This is a genomic window from Pseudothermotoga sp. (genome assembly GCA_025060105.1).
Classification (GTDB): Bacteria; Thermotogota; Thermotogae; order Thermotogales; family DSM-5069; genus Pseudothermotoga_A.
This window is the reverse complement of sequence record JANXCS010000002.1, coordinates 157,292-177,414: the sequence shown is the minus strand read 5'-3', so window position 1 is coordinate 177,414 and position 20,123 is coordinate 157,292. Positions and strand designations below refer to the sequence as shown.

Genomic DNA, 20,123 nt, shown 5'->3' with positions numbered 1-20,123 from the left:
TCACTTTTTTCCTGCATTCAACTTTTCCTGATCCAACCCGAAAGGCTCTTGTTCCACGTTACCGGCGGGTTCAATGTGGACTAAAACATCCGCTATACGGTCGTTTTTTTCAATGATTGCTCGTTTGACTTGAGTGGCTATCTCATGCCCAACTTTAACTGTTAAGTTCGGATCAACTTCAATGTCTATGTCAACGAAATACTTATAACCCACTTGGCGCACTCGCACTTTGTGGGGATTCTTTACCCCTTTCACGGACTTTGTGGCATCGAATATTTCTTGATATATCTCTAGATCGTGCATGCCGTCCATCAGCTCGTAGCTGGTCTCTTGAAAAATATTGAAAGCAGTCTTGATTATCATGACGGAAACCACGAGCGCAGCGATACTGTCCATCCAGAAAAATCCAATTCTGCTGAGAACAACACCGAGTAACACTGTGCCAGATATGAGAATGTCATTCCTCATGTTCATAGCATCAGCTATGAGTGCGAGGCTGTTCAATTTCTTACCGGCGTTGTACTTGTAGAGGAATAACCAAGTTTTGGTTGCTACAGATATGATCGTCACAAATAATGGCAATAAACCTTGTATTTGTGTGTGGCTCTGCGAGATTATCTTTTTCACTGAAGAAATGATCAGACTGAGTCCAGCATAGAAAACAATGAAGGAAACTACTTTCGCTGCTATAGTTTCGGCTCTTTCGTGACCGTAAGGATGTGTCTTATCTGGCGGTCTGCTGGATATGGCTCCAGACACCAGTGTTACGAGGGAAGTGAATACGTCTGTACCTGTGTCCACTCCATCCGCCAGAACTGCTGCGCTGCCGAAGAAAAATCCCACCAAGATTTTGGTCAACGAGAGCACGCCGTTGACCCAAACACCTAACCAAGCTGCCTTTGAGAAGAGTTTATTTCTCTCATTCATCCGTTCTCACCAGCCGATCAAAAAGCGCGGCGTGTCGCCGCGCCGATTCGAATTGATCAAGTTTCATCTTCTGATACTGTAGAACGATCCTAAACCTTTGTAGATAGCTGCACTAGCTAATTCTTCTTCGATCCTGAGCAATCTGTTGTATTTTGCGATACGTTCACTGCGTGAGAGTGAACCAGTCTTTATCATACCAGAATTGGTTGCAACTGCGAGATCCGCGATGAACGTATCCTCTGTTTCACCGGATCTGTGAGACACAATACAGGTCATGTGATTTTGCTTTGCAAATTCTATCACATCAAGAGTTTCTGTAACTGTTCCGATCTGATTCAACTTGATTAGAATAGAATTGGTTGCTTTCATTTGAACACCTTTCTGCAATCTCTTGATGTTGGTTACGTAGATATCATCACCAACGACTTGAACTTTTTCACCGATTTGCTCTGTCAGCTTAACGAAGGCGTCCCAGTCTTCTTCGTCGAAAGGATCTTCGATGCTGAGGATCGGATACTTCTCGACGAGCTTTCTATAGTATTCTAAAAGTTCATCTGAAGACTTCTCTCCTCCATCAATGAGATATTTCTTTTTGTCCGCGTCATAAAAGGAAGATGCCGCACAATCTAAAGCGATGAACACATCCTTCCCAGGCTCGTAACCGGCTTTCTGAATGGCCTCAATGAGGACTTTGATGGCTTCTTCGTTGGAAGATAAATTAGGTGCAAATCCACCTTCATCTCCAACAGAAGTAACGTGACCGGCATCGTGCAATATTTTCTTGAGTGTATGGAATACTTCAGCACCGCATCTTAGGGCCTCTGAAAACTTTGAAAAGCCCACAGGGACGATCATGAATTCCTGAATGTCAAGGTTGTTATCTGCGTGTTTTCCACCGTTGATGACGTTCATGAACGGTACAGGCAAGACTTTTGCGTTGGGTCCTCCGAGGTATCTGTAGAGTGGTAAGTACAAACTTTCTGCAGCGGCTCTGGCAACAGCCATGGAAACACCGAGTATTGCGTTGGCTCCGAGCTTCGATTTGTTATCGGTCCCATCCAGGTCGATCAAAACGGAATCAATAGTGGCCTGATCGTAAACATTCATTCCTATGATTTTTGGGGCTATGATTTCGTTAACGTTCTTCACGGCTTTGAGGACACCTTTACCGAAGTATCTTTTGTCTTTGTCTCTCAGCTCGAGTGCTTCAAATTTCCCCGTGGAAGCACCGGATGGCACGATCGCAGAGGCTACTTGACCATCTTCGAGGTAAACTTCGACTTCAACAGTTGGATTACCTCTTGAGTCAAGGACTTCACGAGCTTTGACATCCAAAATTTCGTTGTACATCTATCCACCTCCTCACTCGGGTGAAATGTAACTACCAACTGGCTCACCTTTGACAGCTTTCAGTAGAGCATCTTCTTCGAAAAAGTTAAGCACAACTATGGGTAACTTGTACCTTCCGCATATGGAAAACGCTTCGGTATCCATCACTTTCAAGCCCAATTTTATCGCATCTTGGTAGGACAATCGTTCAAATTTTTTTGCACTCTTGTTCTTTCTTGGATCACTATCATAAACTCCATCAACTTTCGTTGCTTTGATCAAAAGGTCTGCACCCATTTCGACTGCTCTCAAGGCTGCAGCGGTATCCGTTGTGAAGAAAGGATTGCTAGTACCACCTGCAAAAATGACCACATAACCTGCGTCAAAGTAGAGATTTATATCGTCATAGTGGATCGGCCTTATGGATGGAAGTGAACTTATCTGAGACACGACAACACACTTTATACCAACTCTTTGCAAAGCCCCTTTCAAGTACAGAGCGTTGATAACTGTTCCCAACATGCCTATCTGGTCAGCAAGCGAATGTGGGAGATCTACCAATTCTTCTCCTCTGAATATGTTTCCCGCTCCTATAACGATACCAACGTTCACGCCATACTCAACTACTCGCGAAAGTTGTCTAACCAGAAAGTCTATGTTCTCCCTATCGAACCCCCTTGAGCCTTCACCGCACATGACTTCCCCACTGAGCTTTATCAACACTCTCTTGTACATATTTTGAATCCCCTCCCTCAGGATTGTACCAACTGTATGGACAGATTCATCGCTTTTCATGTTACACCAACATGTACTTGACAAAGTTTGAGTCTTAGACTAAAATATTTTTAGTTCAAACTAAATAAATTGAAAGAGGTGATTTGAATGGCGCGTGTGATCTCGAGGTGTCCCGTTTGTGATAATCAATTGTTGATAACTGAGCTCAGTTGCCCGTCGTGTGGAACGACAATAAGGGGAAAGTTCGAACTGGAAGAATTTTTCAGACTTTCACCGGAGCAATTGAGCTTTCTAAGGATTTTCATAAAAGCTCGGGGGAATCTCAGTGAGGTTCAAAAGGAACTTGGAATTTCTTATCCCACAGCTCGATCGAGGCTCGAGGCCATCGTCAAAACGTTGGGTTATGAGGCTGTGGAGGTCCAGCAAGAAAGACAAGTGAACGAGGTCTTGGAAAGTCTCGAGAGAGGAGAAATATCCGCACAGGAGGCTCTTGAAAAAATTAGAAAACTCAAGGAAGGCGTGTAACTATGCTGATTTTCAAAATAATAGTTGGCATTATAGGGGCTTTGCTTCTAGCGTACATAGGATACAAACTTCTTCAGATTAAAGTGAGATCCATAGCCATGACTTACGCTTTCTTCGTAGCACTGTACGCTTTTCTTCTGTTGTTAGGGAATGTCATACCGATATTGTTTTACATCGTCGGTGAGATCGTCGTCATATGGGTGATCATCAGATTCATGGGTTTTTAGGAGGTGAAGCTGTGGAAAAAAAGTTCATTTCGATAGAAAAACAAGTCAGTGAAGTTCGAGTAAAGATCACCAGTGGGAATTTAAAGGTCACGAGAAGTCCAGAAAGAAGTTTCAAATTGTTTTTCGAGGAGATCGAACCCGATGTTCGTATCGATGGCAATGCGTTGATCATAGATGCGAAAAAGATTGAGAGCGGAATTTTTGGTTTGCTTGGTTTCAGTTCGAGTTCTTCAGAACAGTTGGAACTACACATTCCCGTGGATCTAGCGTCGATTTTTGTTAATTCCGTCTCCGCAGATGTTCAAGTTTCATCAGTGAATGCGGAAAAATGCATGTTCAGAACAGTTTCAGGTGAGATCATTCTTGAAAATTGTAGATCACGGAATGTTGAGGTCAAATCAGTTTCCGGAGATGTTGTACTTTCAGCCATTGACGTAGAAAGATTGGTTATCAGTAACGCAAGTGGAGATGTGATTGTGAACAAACTGGAGTGTAGAGAACATGACTGGCTTTTGAATACCGTGAGTGGAGACGTAGAGTTGAACGTTGTAGGTTTACCGAATATGAAGTTGATCTTGAAGAGCGCGAGTGGAGAATTGACCTCTAATGTTGGGTACAGCCGTCATGGTAACGAGTACGTTTTTGGCGATGGGCGAATGAGGATAATAGTTTCAACTGTTTCTGGAGACGTGAGAGTCAAAGTTATGAGTAAGAGAGAACGGGTGGAAGAAATCGAGAGAAGGATACTCAGACTCGTTGCTGAGGGGAAGTTGAGCTATGAGGAAGCAAAACGAATGCTCGAGGAGTTGAGCTAAGATGTTCAAACGAACCGTACCATTTTTAGTGGCGTCAATCGTGTTTCTTATCTTGTTGTTTGTCACAAATCGGCCCTCAAATGGACTTTTCGAGCTTCCAACTAGGACTTACACGTTACTCATGGAAGGTGATGGAACAGCAAACATTACGGAGACATTCACTATGAGGTTCATCAAGCCTTTCCGTTACGTTACATGGAGCCTTGAGATGCCAGAAGGAACACTGATAGAAGATTTTCATTACGATATTTTGCAAGGACCACCGCTACTCGGAGGGGTTCAATTCAAGAGGTTTGGGCCAAGAAACATAGATGTCTTTCTCCAGTTCAGCCGTTCGATGGAAGAATATGTCCAGGTACCAAAGGATGGTTTGATCATCGAGTTGAAATTCAGTTACAAAGTTAAAAACCTTCTCATCCAGGGGAAAGATTTCACACAGTTGTTCATCAAATACGCAGCAGAAGCTCCAGTGGTTACCAAAAAACTGGACGTTAGAATTGTTTTTCCAAGCGAATTCGGCCAACCAATTGTTTATCAGCATCCCTGGGGATTGATGGTGAGTTCGCAGAAGAATGGTAACATGTTACGATTCATCTTCAAAAACGTTCCACCTGAAACGTTTGTTGAGGGAAGGTATGTTTTCGCAAAAATTTTGCCCATTCGATTCAAGCGCAGTGAAAATGTTTCTTTGAGCGAGATTTTGATTCATGAGAAAAGGTATCTGCAGAAAAATTACTTTGGTACGATCTTCGCTTTAACCTATGGTTCATTTGTGTTGTTGGTCCCCGTATTCATTTACAGAAAGTTTGGTAAAGAGTTTTCTGTCGTTTATGATGCTGAATATGAAAGGGAAATCCCTTACAAAGATTCGCCGGACATAGTCAATGGTGTGGTGAGAAGACTATGCTCCACTCCTGATGAACATGGTTTAAACAGTGTATTGCTCAATGCAGTGAGAGAAAAGAAAGCAAGGATCGTCACAGGGCAAACGGGAGAAATCGAAGCAATAGAATTTCTGACCGATGTCTCCAAAGACAGCTTCATAAGGGTGTTCGATGGTTTCATTTCAGAGAATAGATTGGACTTCAACTCTTTCAAAAAATCTGTTCAGAAAGAATCCAGCGCAAGAAAATTCTTACAAAATTTCAGAAAATGGCAAATGGAGGTTCTACATAAAATTAGGGAAAAGGAATTCATGGATGAGAAAGGCAATAAGACTGTGAAAAGCTTTGCAGCGATCTTTTGTGTGTTCGTACCTTTGACCATATTGATTGTTCTGACTAATTTTGGTGCAGAACATCGTCCGATGATTGTTTATATAAGAACCATGATGTTTTTGTGTATTTCAGTGGGCATAGCTATCTTTCTTATGAGGAAAGATGTCTTCTCAAGATGGACGAAGGAAGGTCTACTTTACTACTTGAGATGGAAAAACTTTGAAAGATTCTTGTTGGATTTTTCCGCTCTTTCGATGTATCCTCCGCAGTCTATCGCTATGTGGGACGAGTACATAGTTTATGCAACAGCTTTGGGTATCGCAAAAACGGTTGCAGAAAATTTCAAGAAGCTCAACCCACCCGCTGAGACATCCGTCACAAATCTTATCCTTGCTCAACCGAAGATGTTGGATGTGATTCCATCCATGGTTCAAACGGCTTCACAAACGATCGCACAGACATCTTCTTCTAGCAATTTCAGAGGTGGAACTGTTGGTTCTGGGGCTGGGGGAAGCAAGATCGGTGCTGGTTAACTCTAACATTAGAAAACCATTAAGAATAAAAATGTTGATCATTCGAGGATCTAAAATGATGATAGAAGGCGAAAAAGCAGGAGGGTTGAAAAATGAGGCGTAGAATGTTTTTAATGTTTTTGGTTCTGATCGGTTGTATGCTCTTTGGTGGAGTTATAGATGCTCTAGAGAGTGCTAAAAATAACAGCCCAGCGTATTTAAAGCTTGTACTGGATCGTCAGCAAGCTGAGGACGATTATCAAAAAGCTTTGCTTGAAGCGAAAAATAAAAGGCAGGAACTCTCTGCAGAACTTTCCAAGCTGAGATCCGAAAACAGTTACAGAGAATCTCTGAAAAATTTTCTCAGTGACTTTCTCGATGTTTATTTCGGAACAATCGAGAGTCAAATTGCTCTCGAAATAGCACAACTGAATCTTCAAATAGCAGAGATCGATAACAGGGAAAAGAAAGGTTTGTATGAAAAAGGTGTTGGAACGATTCAAGAACTTAAGAGTGCTAGCGCCACACTGATTGAAGCTCAAAGAGACCTTGAAGCTGCAAAGCTTTCGTTAGAACAAGCGAAACGAGATTTCGAAAGTCTCATAGGTGCCAACATCAAAGTTGAAATGCCAACTAAGTTGAATCTGAATTTTTCATTGCCAACTGTTGAGCAGCTGATGGACAAATCTTTAACGCTCGCTATAGCCAGATTGAATGTTCAACTTGCACAGATGGATTTGGACGGATTGGTGAATCCATCCCAATATATGAAGAATTATTACGAAAGGAATTTGAAAAAAGCTCAAGCCGATGTTCAGTTGTACTTACAAACTTTGAGAAAGTCCTACGAAAGCCAAATTCAGTCAATTAAAAACAATATAAAATCTATTCAAGCGCAAATTGAAAAGGTAGATGTCGCAAGACTACAGCTCGACACAGTGCAGAAGAACTACAGTGCTGGGGTCGCATCCGAGAAGGATGTTCTGAGCGCCAAGCTGTCCTACGCAAATGCGAGGAGAACGTTTCTAACACAACTCAAATCCCTTCTGAAGAGTATATGCAATATTCACGTGGATGTAGAACAAGACTTTTCAAAGATGCTTGCAGCAACCCTTGGAGAGTGATGTAACATGAAAAAAGTAATGTTGCTTTTAGTTTTGTTACTGTCAGGATTTGTCCTGGCAGCTTTCATGGATGAGGTTCAGAAGAGCTTGCAATCCGATGTGAATTATCTGTCTGCCAAGCTGAGTTATGAAGAAATTGAATTTCAGGTCAAAAAGGATAAAACGATGCTAGTACCATACATCGGTTTGGATAGACTCAGTATTTCAGCGTCGATTTCAGGTACCGATGTTACTTACTCTACCAGTATACCTGTGTCCATAACTTTCCCAAACGTGGCTGGTTTCAACTTTTCGATCAAAAACAGTTGGAGTTATCATTCTTCCCTTGAAGAATGGAAAGACAGTGGTTGGACTTTTTTCGTCTCGAGAGACTTATTCTCCAATTTTGATCTGCAACAACTTGAAAAGCAAAAGAATCTTTTTGAAGCTGCGTGGAAACTTTTGTCTGTGAAGAACAGCATTTTTTTGAACGTGGTGAACGACGTTTTCAACAGCTTCTACTACGCGAAAAAGTTGAACATCACATCTAGAAGACTTCAACTTTTGAATGAACAGGTTGAAGAGTTACGTAAAGCATACGAAGTTGGAAGTGTTGCCTTCGAAGATATCGTGAGCGCTCAAAAGCAGTTGCAAAACTTCACTTTACAGCTAGAAAAGCTCAGTCAGGCTAAGTTCAGTGTTTCTAAGAATTACCCACAAACCGTTTTGGATACCATGATGGCTCGATTGCGCCAGATGACTTCAAAATTACCCAGTGAACAAGAAGCACTCGAAACGATTAAGGCGAGATACGATGTACAAGCTTCATTCATCGACCTAGAGATCGCAAAAAAACAGAATGAAAGATCCTATCAAACATGGTTACCAAATCCAACTGTTACAGCTGGGGTTACTCTGAAAGAGGAGAAGAATTTTTCCATCTCACTCGGTTTCGCGCTCAGCTACAATTTGTTAGATCGCGGAGAAAAGTTGCACAGTTACAAATTGACGCAGCAGAAATTTAACTTGCAGCGAGCAGTATACGAAGAGAAGTTGCAAAACTTAGAGAAAGCGGTGAGAGATTCCTACGCATCGATAAAAATTGCTGAAATTTCCAAAGCGGTCGTAGAACTGGACCTAGAACTCAAAAGGATGAATTTGGATCGTTTGAATAAGAAGAAAGAGTTTGTCTCGTCGCGAGATCTCGAAACAGCCGCACTCGATGTGGAAGAGGCGGAGCTTGAGCTTTTCAAAGCTGAACTGGATCTTTTGGCGAGTAAGCTCAACTTATTAATGGTCTTAGGAATAGATTTGGTTGAAGCTTCAGGAGGTGCATGAGAGTGCACAAGTTGCGATTGATGTTGGTTTTTCTTTCTTTCATTTTTATTTTAACAGCTTGTAGCAACAGAAACACGGTTCAAACCACCACGGTACAAGTCAGTGAATACACAGTTTCCAAGATGAATCTGATAGACACCGTTACATTGTCTGGAACTGTTCAAGCGAGAGAGTATGCCGACATAAGGACGTTGGTGTCCGGTATAGTGAAGAAAGTGTTAGTGAATAAAGGTGATCAAGTCAAAGCGGGTGATGTACTCGTTGAAATCGATGACACTGAGTATAAATTAGCTTACATCAAAGCGCTTCAAAATTATGAGACGGCAAAGAATTCTGGTTCCAAACTTTTAATACAGCAACGCGAAATAGAACTTGAGCTTGCAAAAAGAGACCTTGAGAATTGCAAGATAGTCAGTCCAATAAGCGGAGTAGTTACCTCTTTGGATGTGAAACAAGGTGATTTGGTGAACACTGGAAAAACCCTCGCTCGAGTTGTTAATCTTGAGAAGCTTTATATTTCAGCTTCAGTGGATGAGGTGGATTATTCAAAAATCGCCGTTGGACAAGTTGCCACGGTTAGTTTCGACGCAATCGAAGGTTTGAGGTTGGGAGCGAGGGTCAGTTATGTTTCAAGCGTTGCCGAAACTTCGGGTGGCATAGTTGTTGTACCCATAGAACTTGATGTGCTTAATCTGGATATCTCACAACTCTCCAGTGCGGAGCGATCACAAATTCAACAAGTGTTTCAACAGTTCAGGAATCAGTTCCAAGGAATGGACCAAGCTCAGGTGCAGCAGAGGTTGCAACAATTGAGAAATCAACTCTCTACGGGGCAGAGACCATCGCTGGGACGCGCAAGTATACAGGCTCAAACCAGCAGGGTTATACCTGGTCTCTCCTGTGAGGTCAATATCGTCACTTTGAGTAAAGAGAATGTGATCGCTGTACCAGTGAACGCTGTTAAGTTCGTGTCGGGGAAGTCTTACGTGACGGTGAAAAAGAAAGATGGTACCACAGAAGATAGAGAGATCAGTGTAGGAGTAAGAACAAGCAATTTTTACGAGGTTTTGAGTGGCTTGGCGGAGGGAGAAGTTGTACTAGTCACTGGAAGAACGACGAGTGCAAACCGCACTTCTCAAACATTTGGGCCCATACCTGGTTTTGGTCCTGGACCAACGAGGTGAACGGTGTGGCGGAAATCATAAGGGTTGAGAACGTTAGGAAAATCTACAGAATGGGTGACAATGAGGTGAGAGCACTCGATGGAGTGAGCCTTACAGTTGAAGAGGGTGAGTTCTTGATAGTTATGGGACCATCGGGAAGTGGTAAATCAACATTGCTACACGTCATGGGATGTTTGGACAAACCAGACGATGGTGAAATATACATCGATTCAACACCCGTATCGAAACTGAACGATAACCAACTCGCCAGGATCAGAAACAAGATGATAGGTTTCGTTTTCCAACAATTCAATCTTCTTCCTCGTCTCACTGCTCTTGAGAACGTTGAGCTTCCAATGATATACGCTGGTGTTCCAAGACAACTGAGAAGGAATAGGGCAAAAGAGCTGCTAGAGTTGGTAGGTTTGGGTGACAGAATGCACCATAAACCCACGCAACTTTCCGGTGGACAAATGCAAAGAGTTGCCATAGCCAGAGCATTGGCAAACAAACCAGCCGTACTGCTCGCAGATGAACCTACTGGAAATCTAGATTCTAAGAGTGGAGAAGAGATACTCAAGATATTCTCAGATTTGAACAGCGAAGGTCAGACTATAATTGTGGTCACGCACGATCCCGATGTGGCCAAACGTGGCGATCGCATTGTTCGAATGCGCGATGGGAAGATCGTCTCCGAAGAGGTGAACGTGCGTGCTTGACATGCTGAAAGAAGCCTTTCGCTCGATTTCCCACAACAAGCTTCGTGCGGCTCTTTCTATGATTGGGATAATCATAGGCGTTGCAGCGGTTATAGGTGTTGTCTCCGTCGCCGAGGGTACGAGCAGAAGTATCAGGCAAACCTTGACTGCTATAGGTTCGAATTTGATACTGATCTCACCTGGTTTCACCAGAGGTGGCGGTGGAAGGACTGCGATCGCATTGACTGAGGTTTTGGAAAAGGAAGATGCTGATAAAATAGCTCAAGCATGCCCTTCGGTGCTACACGTTACTCCCGTTCAACAAGGAAACTTTGTTGTACAGTACGAGAGGCAAAACGCTATGGCAACAGTATTGGCTTCAAGGTCAGTTCTGTTCAACATGTTGAATATAAAACTTGCTCAAGGAAGTTTCTTCGATGAATCGGATGAAAGGGGCAGACGTCGCGTCGCGGTGATAGGCAAAGAAGTGGCTGACCAATTGTTCCCAGATGGAAATGCGCTGGGTCAAACGATAAGAATTACAAGTGGTTCAATGAGACAGTCTTACGTTGTTGTTGGTGTGCTCGAAAAGAGTGGAAATCTTCTGTTCCTGAATCCAGACAGATCCATTTTGGTTCCTTTTTCATCCGCTGAAAATAGGCTATTCAGACGGAAAAACGTTTCCATGATAGTCGCACAGGCAGTTTCGGAAACCTTGGCGGCACAAGCAGTTTCAGAGATAGATTCAATTCTCTTTGAGAAATTCCAGAATGAAGAGAGATACCGCATAATCAGTCAAGATGCATTGCTCGAGACTGTGAATCAAACTATGACGATGTTGAGTTTTATGCTCGGTAGTATTGCAGGCATCTCTTTACTCGTTGGCGGGATCGGTATCATGAACATAATGTTGGTCACCGTTACCGAGAGAACGAGAGAAATAGGTGTGAGAAAAGCAATAGGTGCTAGCAGAAGGCACATATTAATTCAGTTCTTGCTCGAATCGATCGTATTAACCTTTGTTGCAGGCTTGCTCGGCATTGCGGCGGGTTTTGGCCTTTCCAAGCTGATCGCGAGTGTGGGTTCCATTCGAACCGTTGTGACCCCAACGGTAGTCTTCATAGCGGTTTCTGTTTCGGTGCTCGTAGGATTGTTTTTTGGCGTATGGCCAGCTGTGAGGGCTTCGAAACTCAATCCTGTGGAAGCCCTCAGATACGAATGAATCTCAATGATCCTTTTGCAAATCTAGCGGAAAGCTATGATAGTTGGTACGAGACTCCTCTTGGCTCTTTCATCATCAAAGAAGAGGAGAAAATACTTAGAGACCTTTTACCTGCAGGTGAGAAATTTCTCGAAGTTGGAGCTGGCACTGGCTGGTGGTTGAGAAGGTTCAGATACTCAGAAGTCGTCGCGATCGAACCGTCGATACGGATGTTAGAAATTGGGAAAAAGAATGCGCCTTGGGCGAGATGGATCTGTGCCAGGGGAGAAGAATTACCTTTAGAGAATGAAAGCTTTGATGTGGTTCTTCTGTTCACAGTGCTGGAATTTGTTCAAGACGTTCGAAAAACTCTGAGCGAGTCGATGAGGGTTTTAAAAAAGAACGGAATTCTCATAGTTGGTATCCTCAACGCTTTATCCTCATGGGTTGCTCTCTACCGAAGGCTTGGTGATAAGGGTACAGAACCATGGAATCGAGCACGTTTTTATACGAAGGAAGATCTGATTGAACTACTAGGAATGTGCGAGGCCGAAAGGGAAGCTATCTTTCTCTCCCCAAACGCAATACCTCCCTTTGAAGAGGCCGATGTTGCAGGAAGAAGAGCTGGAAACCACGGAGCCATTTATGTGGGTAGCTGGAGAAAATACTAATATTGGTGGAGGCGGGGGGAATCGAACCCCCGTCCGAATGTGAGTACCCCCGAGCGTCTCCGAGCGCAGCCTGTGTTTGTTTTTCGGTTCGAAAGTGCCCACAGGCAGGCCCTCTCGAACCATAGCCCCTTTCATACCAACCGAAAGTCCAGGGCGGTACTTTCGGTGGTTAACCGGCTTTCTCACGCCCCTTCCGTGGGCGCCGGTCAGACCTCACGGGGGACGGCTGCCTATCCTCTATTAGGCAGCGAGAGCCATTTCGTAGTTGGCACTTCTTTTTACTTCCACTTTTTTAACGAGGTAGTGGAGACCTCGGCTCGCTTCTCGGGGGATCTCACACCCGTCGAACCCGTTCGCCCCCACAATACCAATTTTAATTATACTCCAATTTTGGTGACTCACCCCAGATGAAAAAAGTTCAAAGCAAGTATGCTTCACTCATTACATGGAGTGCTGTCGGTGGGAGCAGTTTAAAAACCTCTACAAATTTATTCTCTTCAAGAGCGTATCCTTTGCTTTTCTCTGTGAGATAGAAAAATAGCATTTGAAGCGTTTTCTCATCGAATTGACTTTTGTGCTGTGATATTGCTTGGAATTTCTTATCCAAATGTTTTCTCTCGACAGGGTAAAACGTGTTTGGAAAAGGAGTATTGAAGAATCCCACGATCGCCACATCATGGCTCGAAGTTCCTGGAAGCAACTTAGGTAGTTTATACAGGCTCACGGCTTGAGCAACAGACATACCGCATTTTATATGATCTGGGTGCACTTCGTAAGGTGCGAACGGATCAACTGTGAATACCGCGTCGGGTTCGATCTTTCTAATGATACCAACTATTTTGCTGCGTACTTGTTCTAAAGAATAATCACCGAGATCTTCGAAATCTAACCAGATCAGTTCGTGTACTCCCAGAATTTCCCCAGCTTTCTCTTGTTCTTTTTTCCTGATCTCTGCGAGCCTCTGACCCAAAAGGGATTCGTCACGTGTTCCCGCACTACCATCTGTCACACTGATGTAGTAAATCTTGACACCCTTTTCTGAAAGCTTTGCCACGGTCGCACCCATGGATATATCTGCATCGTCTGGATGTGGTTGGACGCATATCAGTTTCTGAAGTGTGTCCAGATCAGGAGACTTCATCCAACTCCTCAACTTTCTTACGAACTGCTCCACTTTTAACCCCCCGTTTCAGAAAGCGTTTTTTTGAAATACCAGCCAAAACTAGTCAGTGACATGGCAAATACGCCAAAGATCAAGTAAGTAGTTTCTGCTCCTAGATTCTCTATCACTAAACCTCCGATGCTCGAGCCCATCAGAGGTCCTATACCTTGTAACGATGTCCAAAAAACTATCTGCATGCTCTGGAGTGTTTGTACTGAAAGATTTTTTCTCATCAAAAACAACGTTGTGTAATAGATCACTATGTATGTCCAACCATGAAGCAGTTGTATCAAGATCAACTGAGATTCGTTCTTCACCATCGAAGCCAACGCTAACCTCAAACCCACAACGAAAATGGCACTGAACAGCAACTTGAGTTCCCCCACTTTCTTCACTACGCGATCGGCGAGCAAAAGAAAAGGAAGCTCACTCAACGCCATGAGTGATAAGCTCAAACCGACGCTCGTTGGGTGGAATCGCTTGGATCTAACGAGAACCGGCAAGAAAACTGTGTTGAAAAGGTTAAAACCAACTGACAATGTCACGATCAGAAAGAGAACGAAAAACCTTTTGTCGATCGTATGTACTGACGGTCTCCGATGGAATTCTATACTGAGCTCACTCTTTTGCACAGTAAATTCGGTCAAAAAGAACAAGATCGAATAAACCACGAACAACACAATGAAGTTCTTGGACATGAAACTACCGGCGAAAAAGGCTGTTATTGCATAACCTAGAGTGCCGAAAAGTCTGATCTTTCCATAGGGAAAATTGGAACGACTAGCCAGCTCGATCAACGAAGATTCCAACAACGGAACCAAACCACCTTGAGAGAGCATCAACAAAAAGCAAAAAACGAATATTGGCAAGGGATTTCTCGAAATAAAAAGTAGCCAAAGTGAAACAATACCAGCTACTGTTGAGAGAAAAACAACTCGTTTGAGATTAGTCTTGTACGTCATCAGAAAATAAAGCTGATTCGCCCAAAGTGCGTTGATAGATGGTAAAGCCATCAAAATGCCCACGAAAGATGGTGGAAGATCAATGTGTACAAAATATTGACTCAACAGAGTCATGCATGCGAGAAGTGCATAAACTAAAAACTCGACCAGTAGAGGTACAAGCTTCGATCGTGTCATGTAATGATTATAGAACTACGGGTGCAACGTGTGCAAGTTCCAACTTTGAGGCTCAGACATTGATCTTCGATTTTTCATCTTGTTTTGCTTTTTCATCTTGGGTGTTTGAGCCAAATAGGACTTTGAACTGATTTTTTGTTGTCTTTAGCAGTCTTTCTCTCTCTGCTTCTTTGATGAGTTCTTCCCATCTGATCTTTGCCAACAGATATTCCATCATCATACTCTCACCTCCGATAAAAATCTTACCACTACCTTCAAAATTTGTCAAGTCCATATAAAAAATATGGATATCAAGTATCAATTAATAGTGAATAACAAAGAATAATATGAAATTATATGAACTACAACCTTGGATTTTTTCAATGCACAGAAAAACCCGCCTAAGGGCGGGTAAGCTCATTTGGAGACTCGTCTTTTTACTTTTTGTATTTAGTGACCTGTCTGAGAAAGTTATGCCTCCATTCTCTGTCCTTATCGCTCTCAACACCTTTAACGGCAAATCCATCCACGACACCTATCACAGCTCTTCCTTGATCAGTCTGTACAACCAAAACTTGTAAAGGATTGGCAGTTGCGGCGAAGATCCTACAAACTTCTTGAACGTTCTTGATTTGGTTGAGTATGCTGATCGGGTAACCATTTCTGATTATCAAGACAAAGAGGTGTCCAGCGCCGATCCTTTTTGCATTATCGATTGCCGCGTCGATGAGTGCTTGATCATTACCCTCGAACCTCACCAAACAAGGCCCACTTGCTTCGTTGAAAGCGAGACCAAATTTCATGTTGGGATTGGTTGTCATAACCACCTCGTAGATGTCTTCGACAGTTTTGATAAAATGTGAATGACCTATGATAACGTTTGCACCCTCAGGTATGTTGACTTGTACCACTTCAATGTTCATAAAATCACCTCGCGATGAAGTTTTATCAACAAAATTATCGCATAGGATTGGCGAGTGTTGATCTGCGATGGGCCACTTGCATTGTTTGAACTGTTGTTCTATAATTACAATCGCCGGGGCCGTAGCTCAGCTGGGAGAGCGCTACCTTCGCAAGGTAGAAGTCGTGGGTTCGAATCCCATCGGCTCCACCAAGCGGGGCGAAGTTGCCCCGTTTTTCTGTATCATTACATTGGGGTGATCTTCTGTGCCGCTCGTACCTCCACACAACTTGGAAGCTGAGGAAGCTGTACTCGGTAGTATATTGATCGATCCGAGCGTGGTGAACGATGTGATGGAGATTCTCAGGAGTACCGATTTCTACTCGAAGAAGCATCAGGCGATATTCTCTGTCATGGAGAAACTGTATGAAAGAGGTGAACCCATCGATGTACTCTCAGTTTGTGAGGAATTGAAGAAAAACGGTCAAATGAAGTTTGTTGGAAGCGAGCTTGATGTCGCAAGGCTTGCTGAGGCGGTTCCAACCTCGGCGCATGCGATGCACTACGCTAAGATAGTGCGTGACAAGTCGATTCTTCGAAGTTTGATTGTGGCTGGAAGGAACATCGTTGAATCAGCTTATGAAGAGCGTGAGGTTGACGAAATCCTGGATGAAGCTGAAAGGGTAGTCTTCGATATAGCAGAATCGAGGGCCACGAAAACATACGATCATATAGGCACGATAATGCACGCTGTGTTCGAGAACCTTGAAGAGTTGAGGTTAAAGAGTTCTTCACTCGTTGAACCAGGTGCTGTTGTCAGCGGGTTACCGACTGGTTTTAGAAATTTGGACCGACAAACTTCCGGATTTCACAAATCAGATCTCATCATCATCGCTGCAAGACCTTCAGTTGGCAAAACGGCATTCGCGCTCACCATCGCAAGGAACATGGCTGTCAAGTTTAACCTTTCCGTGGGTATATTCAGCTTAGAAATGTCAAAAGAACAACTCGCACAAAGGCTTTTATGCAGTGAATCGAGAGTCGACTTGCACAAAATAAGAACAGGGTATCTGAGCGATCAGGAATGGGAAAGACTCACGGTGGGCGCTTCGAGATTGTACAAGGCCAACATCATAGTCGATGATGAACCTTCACTGGATCCGAGGACGCTTCGCGCGAAAACAAGGCGAATGAAAAGAGAATACAATGTTGATGCGATTTTTGTTGACTATCTTCAGTTGATGCACACTCGAGGTGGTAGTCACGAAAGTAGACAACAGGAGATATCCGAGATTTCGAGATCTTTGAAATTGCTTGCAAGGGAACTTAACATAGCTGTCATCGCATTATCGCAATTGTCACGGGCTGTAGAGACTCGGGAAGAAAAAAAACCGAGATTGAGTGATTTGAGAGAATCAGGTGCGATAGAACAAGATGCCGACACGGTGTTGTTCATTTATCGTGAAGAGTACTACAAAAAAACCGAGAAACTTCAGGAACCTCACGAAGCGGAAATAATCATAGGTAAGCAAAGAAATGGCCCCATAGGAACTGTGAAACTTATGTTTGAGCCCCAGACAGCATCATTCTATGAGATGGAAAGGGTCGAAGGTGAATGAATTTCAGAGTGGGTATTGGTACTGACAGACATCCTGTCAAGAAATCTGGACGGATGGTTCTAGGCGGGGTAGTTGTGAGTGAAGATATTGGGCTCGAAGGTCATTCCGATGCAGATGTTGTTTGTCATGCTTTAATAGATGCACTCCTTGGAGCTACTGGTATGGGAGATATAGGTGAATATTTCGACCAGAGTGAAAACTGGCGCGGTGCTTCGAGTTTGCTCATGCTCGAGCGAGTGTATGATCTGCTGAAAGAAGATGGTTGGTCGATCGTGAACGTAGATGTGACTGTGATTTGTGGATTGTTGAAACTGTCGTCTTACAGAAATAAAATGGTGGAAACATTGTCAAGAGCTTTGAAGACCTCGGTAGAAGTCATCAACATTAAGTTCAAAAGTGCCAACAATTTGGGTTTCGAAGTGAACGAAGGCGTTTCAGCAATAGCGATCTGTTTAGTATCAAGGAAGTCTACCAGTTGAAGGTCTTTCGCCTCTGAGAACTTGCTCTGCCAGTTTGATCAACCATTCTTCATCGGCGAAAACCAGAACTCCGGCCCTTTCAAAAGGATTGTTCACCGAGATTTTGTTCACAGAACGGTTCAGCAAAACAATCGCGCCTTCCAGGACTTTTTTCCTGATTCGTTCCACTTCGCTAACATCCACAGGAGGTTTCACATTCAAAGTCGGTAACCTTCCAAGTACGTGGCCTTGGACTGTCACGAATGTGACGTTGAAACCTTGATCACGCAGATATCTTACTTTTTCTTCATTGTCGACGAGGGCAGGACAAGAAATTTTTCTGTTCAGTAATGCTTTGATCAGGTCCACATTGATCTTGGTGGTCGCATTCAGTATGGGTACCACACCTGCTGAAAGGAATCCCTCGATCATGTAGGAAAGTACTTGTGCTGTGATGAAGGGCGAGCGTGAGATCTTGTGCAAAGGCATCGGATCATTATCTGTGAGAACATCCAATGTCCCAAAAACCACATACTCAAATCCGTGGGAACGTGCTAGCATACCAGCAGCGTAAGAAGCGTCTCTCGCAATCTCCAAGTTTTGATTGCAACCTAGAGAGAGAAGAGAAACGTCCTTCAAAAGCGTTTGTAGAGGTATGAACAAAACACACTCACTTTGGCAAGTCGAGAGATCAGTACGAAGTTCAATCGAGTAGACCGAGTTCGAGCAAATCAAGCACGAAGTTACCAGGACCACCAAGAAAATTTTCATCCACAATGACGTCTGCCACCTCCTTTAAAGCTTTAGTTCCGTTTCGCACAGCCACGCTGAGCCCAGCACACTTGAACAAGGGTACATCATTATCGTTATCTCCGAACGCCATTGTTTCTGAAAGATCGAATCCCAATCTCTCGGCAAGTAGTTTCAGTGCGCGCCCTTTGTCTGTTTGAGACGGAACAAAGTCAAGATAATTGCTAAAAGATTTGAAGATGAGAACATCTGGAAAAGTTCTCCTCAGTACAGGAATTATCATGTCTAATCTCTCTGGCTCAGCAATAGCGAGTAACTTTGTTGCACCGCACTTTGCCACTAGTTTTGCTAGATCATCTGTGAATGTGAGTTCTACATCGGCGTGCTCACTGTAAGCTCTTGCTTCTTTATTGTTTTCCTCGACGACGAGTTCATCGTTCACATAGGCTTGCCTGTGTATTTTCAACTCTCTGAGAGCCTCAACTATTTCCACTGCCCGCATTGGATCGATTCTGAGTTCCATTATCTTTCCCAACTGAGGTGTCCATACCACAGAACCATTGTACGCTATCACTGGAAATTCTAGGTCGAAATGGCGTTTCAATAACTTCCGAACGGATGGGAGCATTCTCCCACTGGCAAAAACGATCTTTTTGTTTTTATTCAACAAAATGTTTATAGCTCTCAAGTTTGAAGGATGAATATTGTGCGAATCAACGAGGATTGTTCCGTCCAAATCGAACACGAAAACCTTCAAGGTTCAACTCCCTCCCGCCATATTTTCTCGAAGAATTCCACGTACTCTTTGACCAGATCTTTACGTTTAAGTATCATCATCAACTCAGCGTTCTTTGCATAACCACTTTTCGTAGCATTGGCTGAACCGCTTATAACTGTTCGCCCGTCGATTATAAAAAATTTCGTATGCAATGTGAGATCTTTGAAAACCCTCAATTCTATGCAAGATTTTGGCAGGTCCTTCAATGTGGAGGAATCTAGAAACCATCGATCGACGAGCAACCTGACTTTGACTTTCCTACTTGCAAGGATCTTCAATAAAGCCCAGACTTTCGGATGTGTCAGAGCGTACATGGCTATATCCACAGTTTTTCTAGCTTTGGAAAGCTCTTCAAGCAAAAGTTCTTCAAGATGAAAATTTTTCACCATCAGACCATCCTGCTCTATTGTGATTCGTTTCACCTCTCCGTTCCAGATGGATTCGAACAAGTCAGCAAACTGTGAAGCTACTAGTGAATCCTCAACGAGCAAAAGATCGTTCAGAGAATTTTTCAGACCGTTTTGAGTGAAATTCGCAGAGCCGAACAAGACTCTTTCATCTATGACAATGAATTTCAAATGCAACAGGGAGTTTTCGACATCTACTTTTATACGTGCACCAGGTGGCGCCACACCTGTTTCGAACATTATCTTTACTTCTACACCACGTTGAGAAGCTTTGAACAGTGCTGACAGCAAGTTCTCTTCGTTCAGAGAATAAGTGCACACATACACACGCCACGAAGCCTTATCTACCAATTCGCACAGCCAGTCCGTGGACTGGAGCGGTGTGAACACGAGTTGAAAAGCAAACGACAAACATGTCGATAGGCACAGAAGAAATGTTTTCACATTTTAGTATTATACCGGGGGTGAG

The 20,123-nt window shown here is 43.4% G+C and carries 22 protein-coding genes, 1 tRNA gene and 1 other RNA gene; 13 read left to right on the top strand and 11 right to left on the bottom strand.

Features of this window, described 5'->3' with window-relative positions:
* The 3 genes from NZ875_02620 to pyrH all read right to left on the bottom strand — a co-directional run bounded on the left by NZ875_02620 (nt 1) and on the right by pyrH (nt 2,991).
* Nucleotides 1-927, bottom strand: coding sequence for a cation diffusion facilitator family transporter (locus NZ875_02620; protein MCS7174631.1), 927 nt, complete (start codon nt 925-927; stop codon nt 1-3).
* A gap of 63 nt (nt 928-990) precedes the next feature.
* Nucleotides 991-2,277 carry a phosphopyruvate hydratase gene (gene eno / locus NZ875_02615; protein MCS7174630.1) on the bottom strand — a complete coding sequence of 429 codons (1,287 nt, stop codon included), beginning with the start codon at nt 2,275-2,277 and terminating at the stop codon, nt 991-993.
* A gap of 12 nt (nt 2,278-2,289) precedes the next feature.
* Complete coding sequence (gene pyrH / locus NZ875_02610) at nt 2,290-2,991, bottom strand: UMP kinase (protein MCS7174629.1); 702 nt, start codon at nt 2,989-2,991, stop codon at nt 2,290-2,292.
* Between the two features lie 147 nt (nt 2,992-3,138).
* Here pyrH and NZ875_02605 point away from each other — a divergent pair, with 147 nt between their 5' ends.
* From NZ875_02605 to NZ875_02560, 10 genes are all read left to right on the top strand, one after another.
* Nucleotides 3,139-3,516 carry a DUF2089 domain-containing protein gene (locus NZ875_02605; protein ID MCS7174628.1) on the top strand — a complete coding sequence of 126 codons (378 nt, stop codon included), beginning with the start codon at nt 3,139-3,141 and terminating at the stop codon, nt 3,514-3,516.
* A 2-nt stretch (nt 3,517-3,518) separates the two neighbouring features.
* Complete coding sequence (locus tag NZ875_02600) at nt 3,519-3,743, top strand: hypothetical protein (protein MCS7174627.1); 225 nt, start codon at nt 3,519-3,521, stop codon at nt 3,741-3,743.
* Nucleotides 3,744-3,754: 11 nt separating this feature from the next.
* Nucleotides 3,755-4,558, top strand: coding sequence for a DUF4097 domain-containing protein (locus NZ875_02595; GenBank protein ID MCS7174626.1), 804 nt, complete (start codon nt 3,755-3,757; stop codon nt 4,556-4,558).
* A gap of 52 nt (nt 4,559-4,610) precedes the next feature.
* A complete protein-coding gene (locus NZ875_02590; protein ID MCS7174625.1) occupies nt 4,611-6,308 on the top strand; it encodes a DUF2207 domain-containing protein in 1,698 nt (565 codons plus the stop codon).
* Nucleotides 6,309-6,400: 92 nt separating this feature from the next.
* On the top strand, nt 6,401-7,411 hold the full coding sequence (locus NZ875_02585) for a TolC family protein (GenBank protein MCS7174624.1): 1,011 nt from the start codon (nt 6,401-6,403) through the stop codon (nt 7,409-7,411).
* Nucleotides 7,412-7,417: 6 nt separating this feature from the next.
* Nucleotides 7,418-8,728 carry a TolC family protein gene (locus tag NZ875_02580; protein MCS7174623.1) on the top strand — a complete coding sequence of 437 codons (1,311 nt, stop codon included), beginning with the start codon at nt 7,418-7,420 and terminating at the stop codon, nt 8,726-8,728.
* 2 nt (nt 8,729-8,730) lie between these two features.
* Nucleotides 8,731-9,912, top strand: coding sequence for an efflux RND transporter periplasmic adaptor subunit (locus NZ875_02575; protein MCS7174622.1), 1,182 nt, complete (start codon nt 8,731-8,733; stop codon nt 9,910-9,912).
* A 14-nt stretch (nt 9,913-9,926) separates the two neighbouring features.
* Nucleotides 9,927-10,610 (top strand): ABC transporter ATP-binding protein, encoded by a 684-nt coding sequence (locus NZ875_02570; protein ID MCS7174621.1) that lies wholly within the window; start codon nt 9,927-9,929, stop codon nt 10,608-10,610.
* Between the two features lies 1 nt (nt 10,611).
* A complete protein-coding gene (locus tag NZ875_02565) occupies nt 10,612-11,811 on the top strand; it encodes an ABC transporter permease (GenBank protein ID MCS7174620.1) in 1,200 nt (399 codons plus the stop codon).
* The gene (locus NZ875_02560) at nt 11,808-12,461 is read left to right on the top strand and encodes a class I SAM-dependent methyltransferase (protein MCS7174619.1); all 654 of its coding nucleotides are present in this window, start codon (nt 11,808-11,810) and stop codon (nt 12,459-12,461) included. Before NZ875_02565 ends, NZ875_02560 begins: the two co-directional genes overlap by 4 nt.
* Before the next feature lie 3 nt (nt 12,462-12,464).
* Here the strand turns inward: NZ875_02560 and ssrA are convergent.
* From ssrA to NZ875_02535, 5 genes are all read right to left on the bottom strand, one after another.
* Nucleotides 12,465-12,822: a transfer-messenger RNA gene (gene ssrA / locus NZ875_02555) on the bottom strand.
* A 57-nt stretch (nt 12,823-12,879) separates the two neighbouring features.
* Complete coding sequence (locus NZ875_02550) at nt 12,880-13,635, bottom strand: PIG-L family deacetylase (protein MCS7174618.1); 756 nt, start codon at nt 13,633-13,635, stop codon at nt 12,880-12,882.
* A gap of 2 nt (nt 13,636-13,637) precedes the next feature.
* The gene (locus NZ875_02545; protein MCS7174617.1) at nt 13,638-14,762 is read right to left on the bottom strand and encodes an MFS transporter; all 1,125 of its coding nucleotides are present in this window, start codon (nt 14,760-14,762) and stop codon (nt 13,638-13,640) included.
* Between the two features lie 52 nt (nt 14,763-14,814).
* Nucleotides 14,815-15,036 carry a hypothetical protein gene (locus NZ875_02540; protein ID MCS7174616.1) on the bottom strand — a complete coding sequence of 74 codons (222 nt, stop codon included), beginning with the start codon at nt 15,034-15,036 and terminating at the stop codon, nt 14,815-14,817.
* A gap of 142 nt (nt 15,037-15,178) precedes the next feature.
* Entirely contained in the window at nt 15,179-15,664 is a 486-nt protein-coding gene (locus NZ875_02535) for an adenosine-specific kinase (protein ID MCS7174615.1), read from the bottom strand.
* Nucleotides 15,665-15,779: 115 nt separating this feature from the next.
* Between NZ875_02535 and NZ875_02530 the strand changes: the two genes are divergently transcribed.
* The 3 genes from NZ875_02530 (at nt 15,780) to ispF (ending at nt 17,740) form a co-directional block, all read left to right on the top strand.
* Nucleotides 15,780-15,855, top strand: a tRNA-Ala gene (locus tag NZ875_02530).
* 53 nt (nt 15,856-15,908) lie between these two features.
* A complete protein-coding gene (gene dnaB / locus NZ875_02525; protein ID MCS7174614.1) occupies nt 15,909-17,261 on the top strand; it encodes a replicative DNA helicase in 1,353 nt (450 codons plus the stop codon).
* Nucleotides 17,258-17,740, top strand: a complete 483-nt coding sequence (gene ispF / locus NZ875_02520) for a 2-C-methyl-D-erythritol 2,4-cyclodiphosphate synthase (protein ID MCS7174613.1) — start codon at nt 17,258-17,260, stop codon at nt 17,738-17,740. The genes dnaB and ispF overlap by 4 nt, the downstream gene beginning before the upstream one ends.
* Here the strand turns inward: ispF and NZ875_02515 are convergent.
* The 3 genes from NZ875_02515 to NZ875_02505 form a co-directional block, all read right to left on the bottom strand.
* Complete coding sequence (locus tag NZ875_02515; GenBank protein MCS7174612.1) at nt 17,720-18,316, bottom strand: hypothetical protein; 597 nt, start codon at nt 18,314-18,316, stop codon at nt 17,720-17,722. The genes ispF and NZ875_02515 overlap by 21 nt on opposite strands.
* A 106-nt stretch (nt 18,317-18,422) precedes the next feature.
* On the bottom strand, nt 18,423-19,226 hold the full coding sequence (locus NZ875_02510; GenBank protein ID MCS7174611.1) for an HAD family hydrolase: 804 nt from the start codon (nt 19,224-19,226) through the stop codon (nt 18,423-18,425).
* Nucleotides 19,223-20,065 (bottom strand): phospholipase D-like domain-containing protein, encoded by an 843-nt coding sequence (locus tag NZ875_02505; GenBank protein MCS7174610.1) that lies wholly within the window; start codon nt 20,063-20,065, stop codon nt 19,223-19,225. The genes NZ875_02510 and NZ875_02505 overlap by 4 nt, the downstream gene beginning before the upstream one ends.
* Between the last annotated feature and the right edge of the window lie 58 nt (nt 20,066-20,123).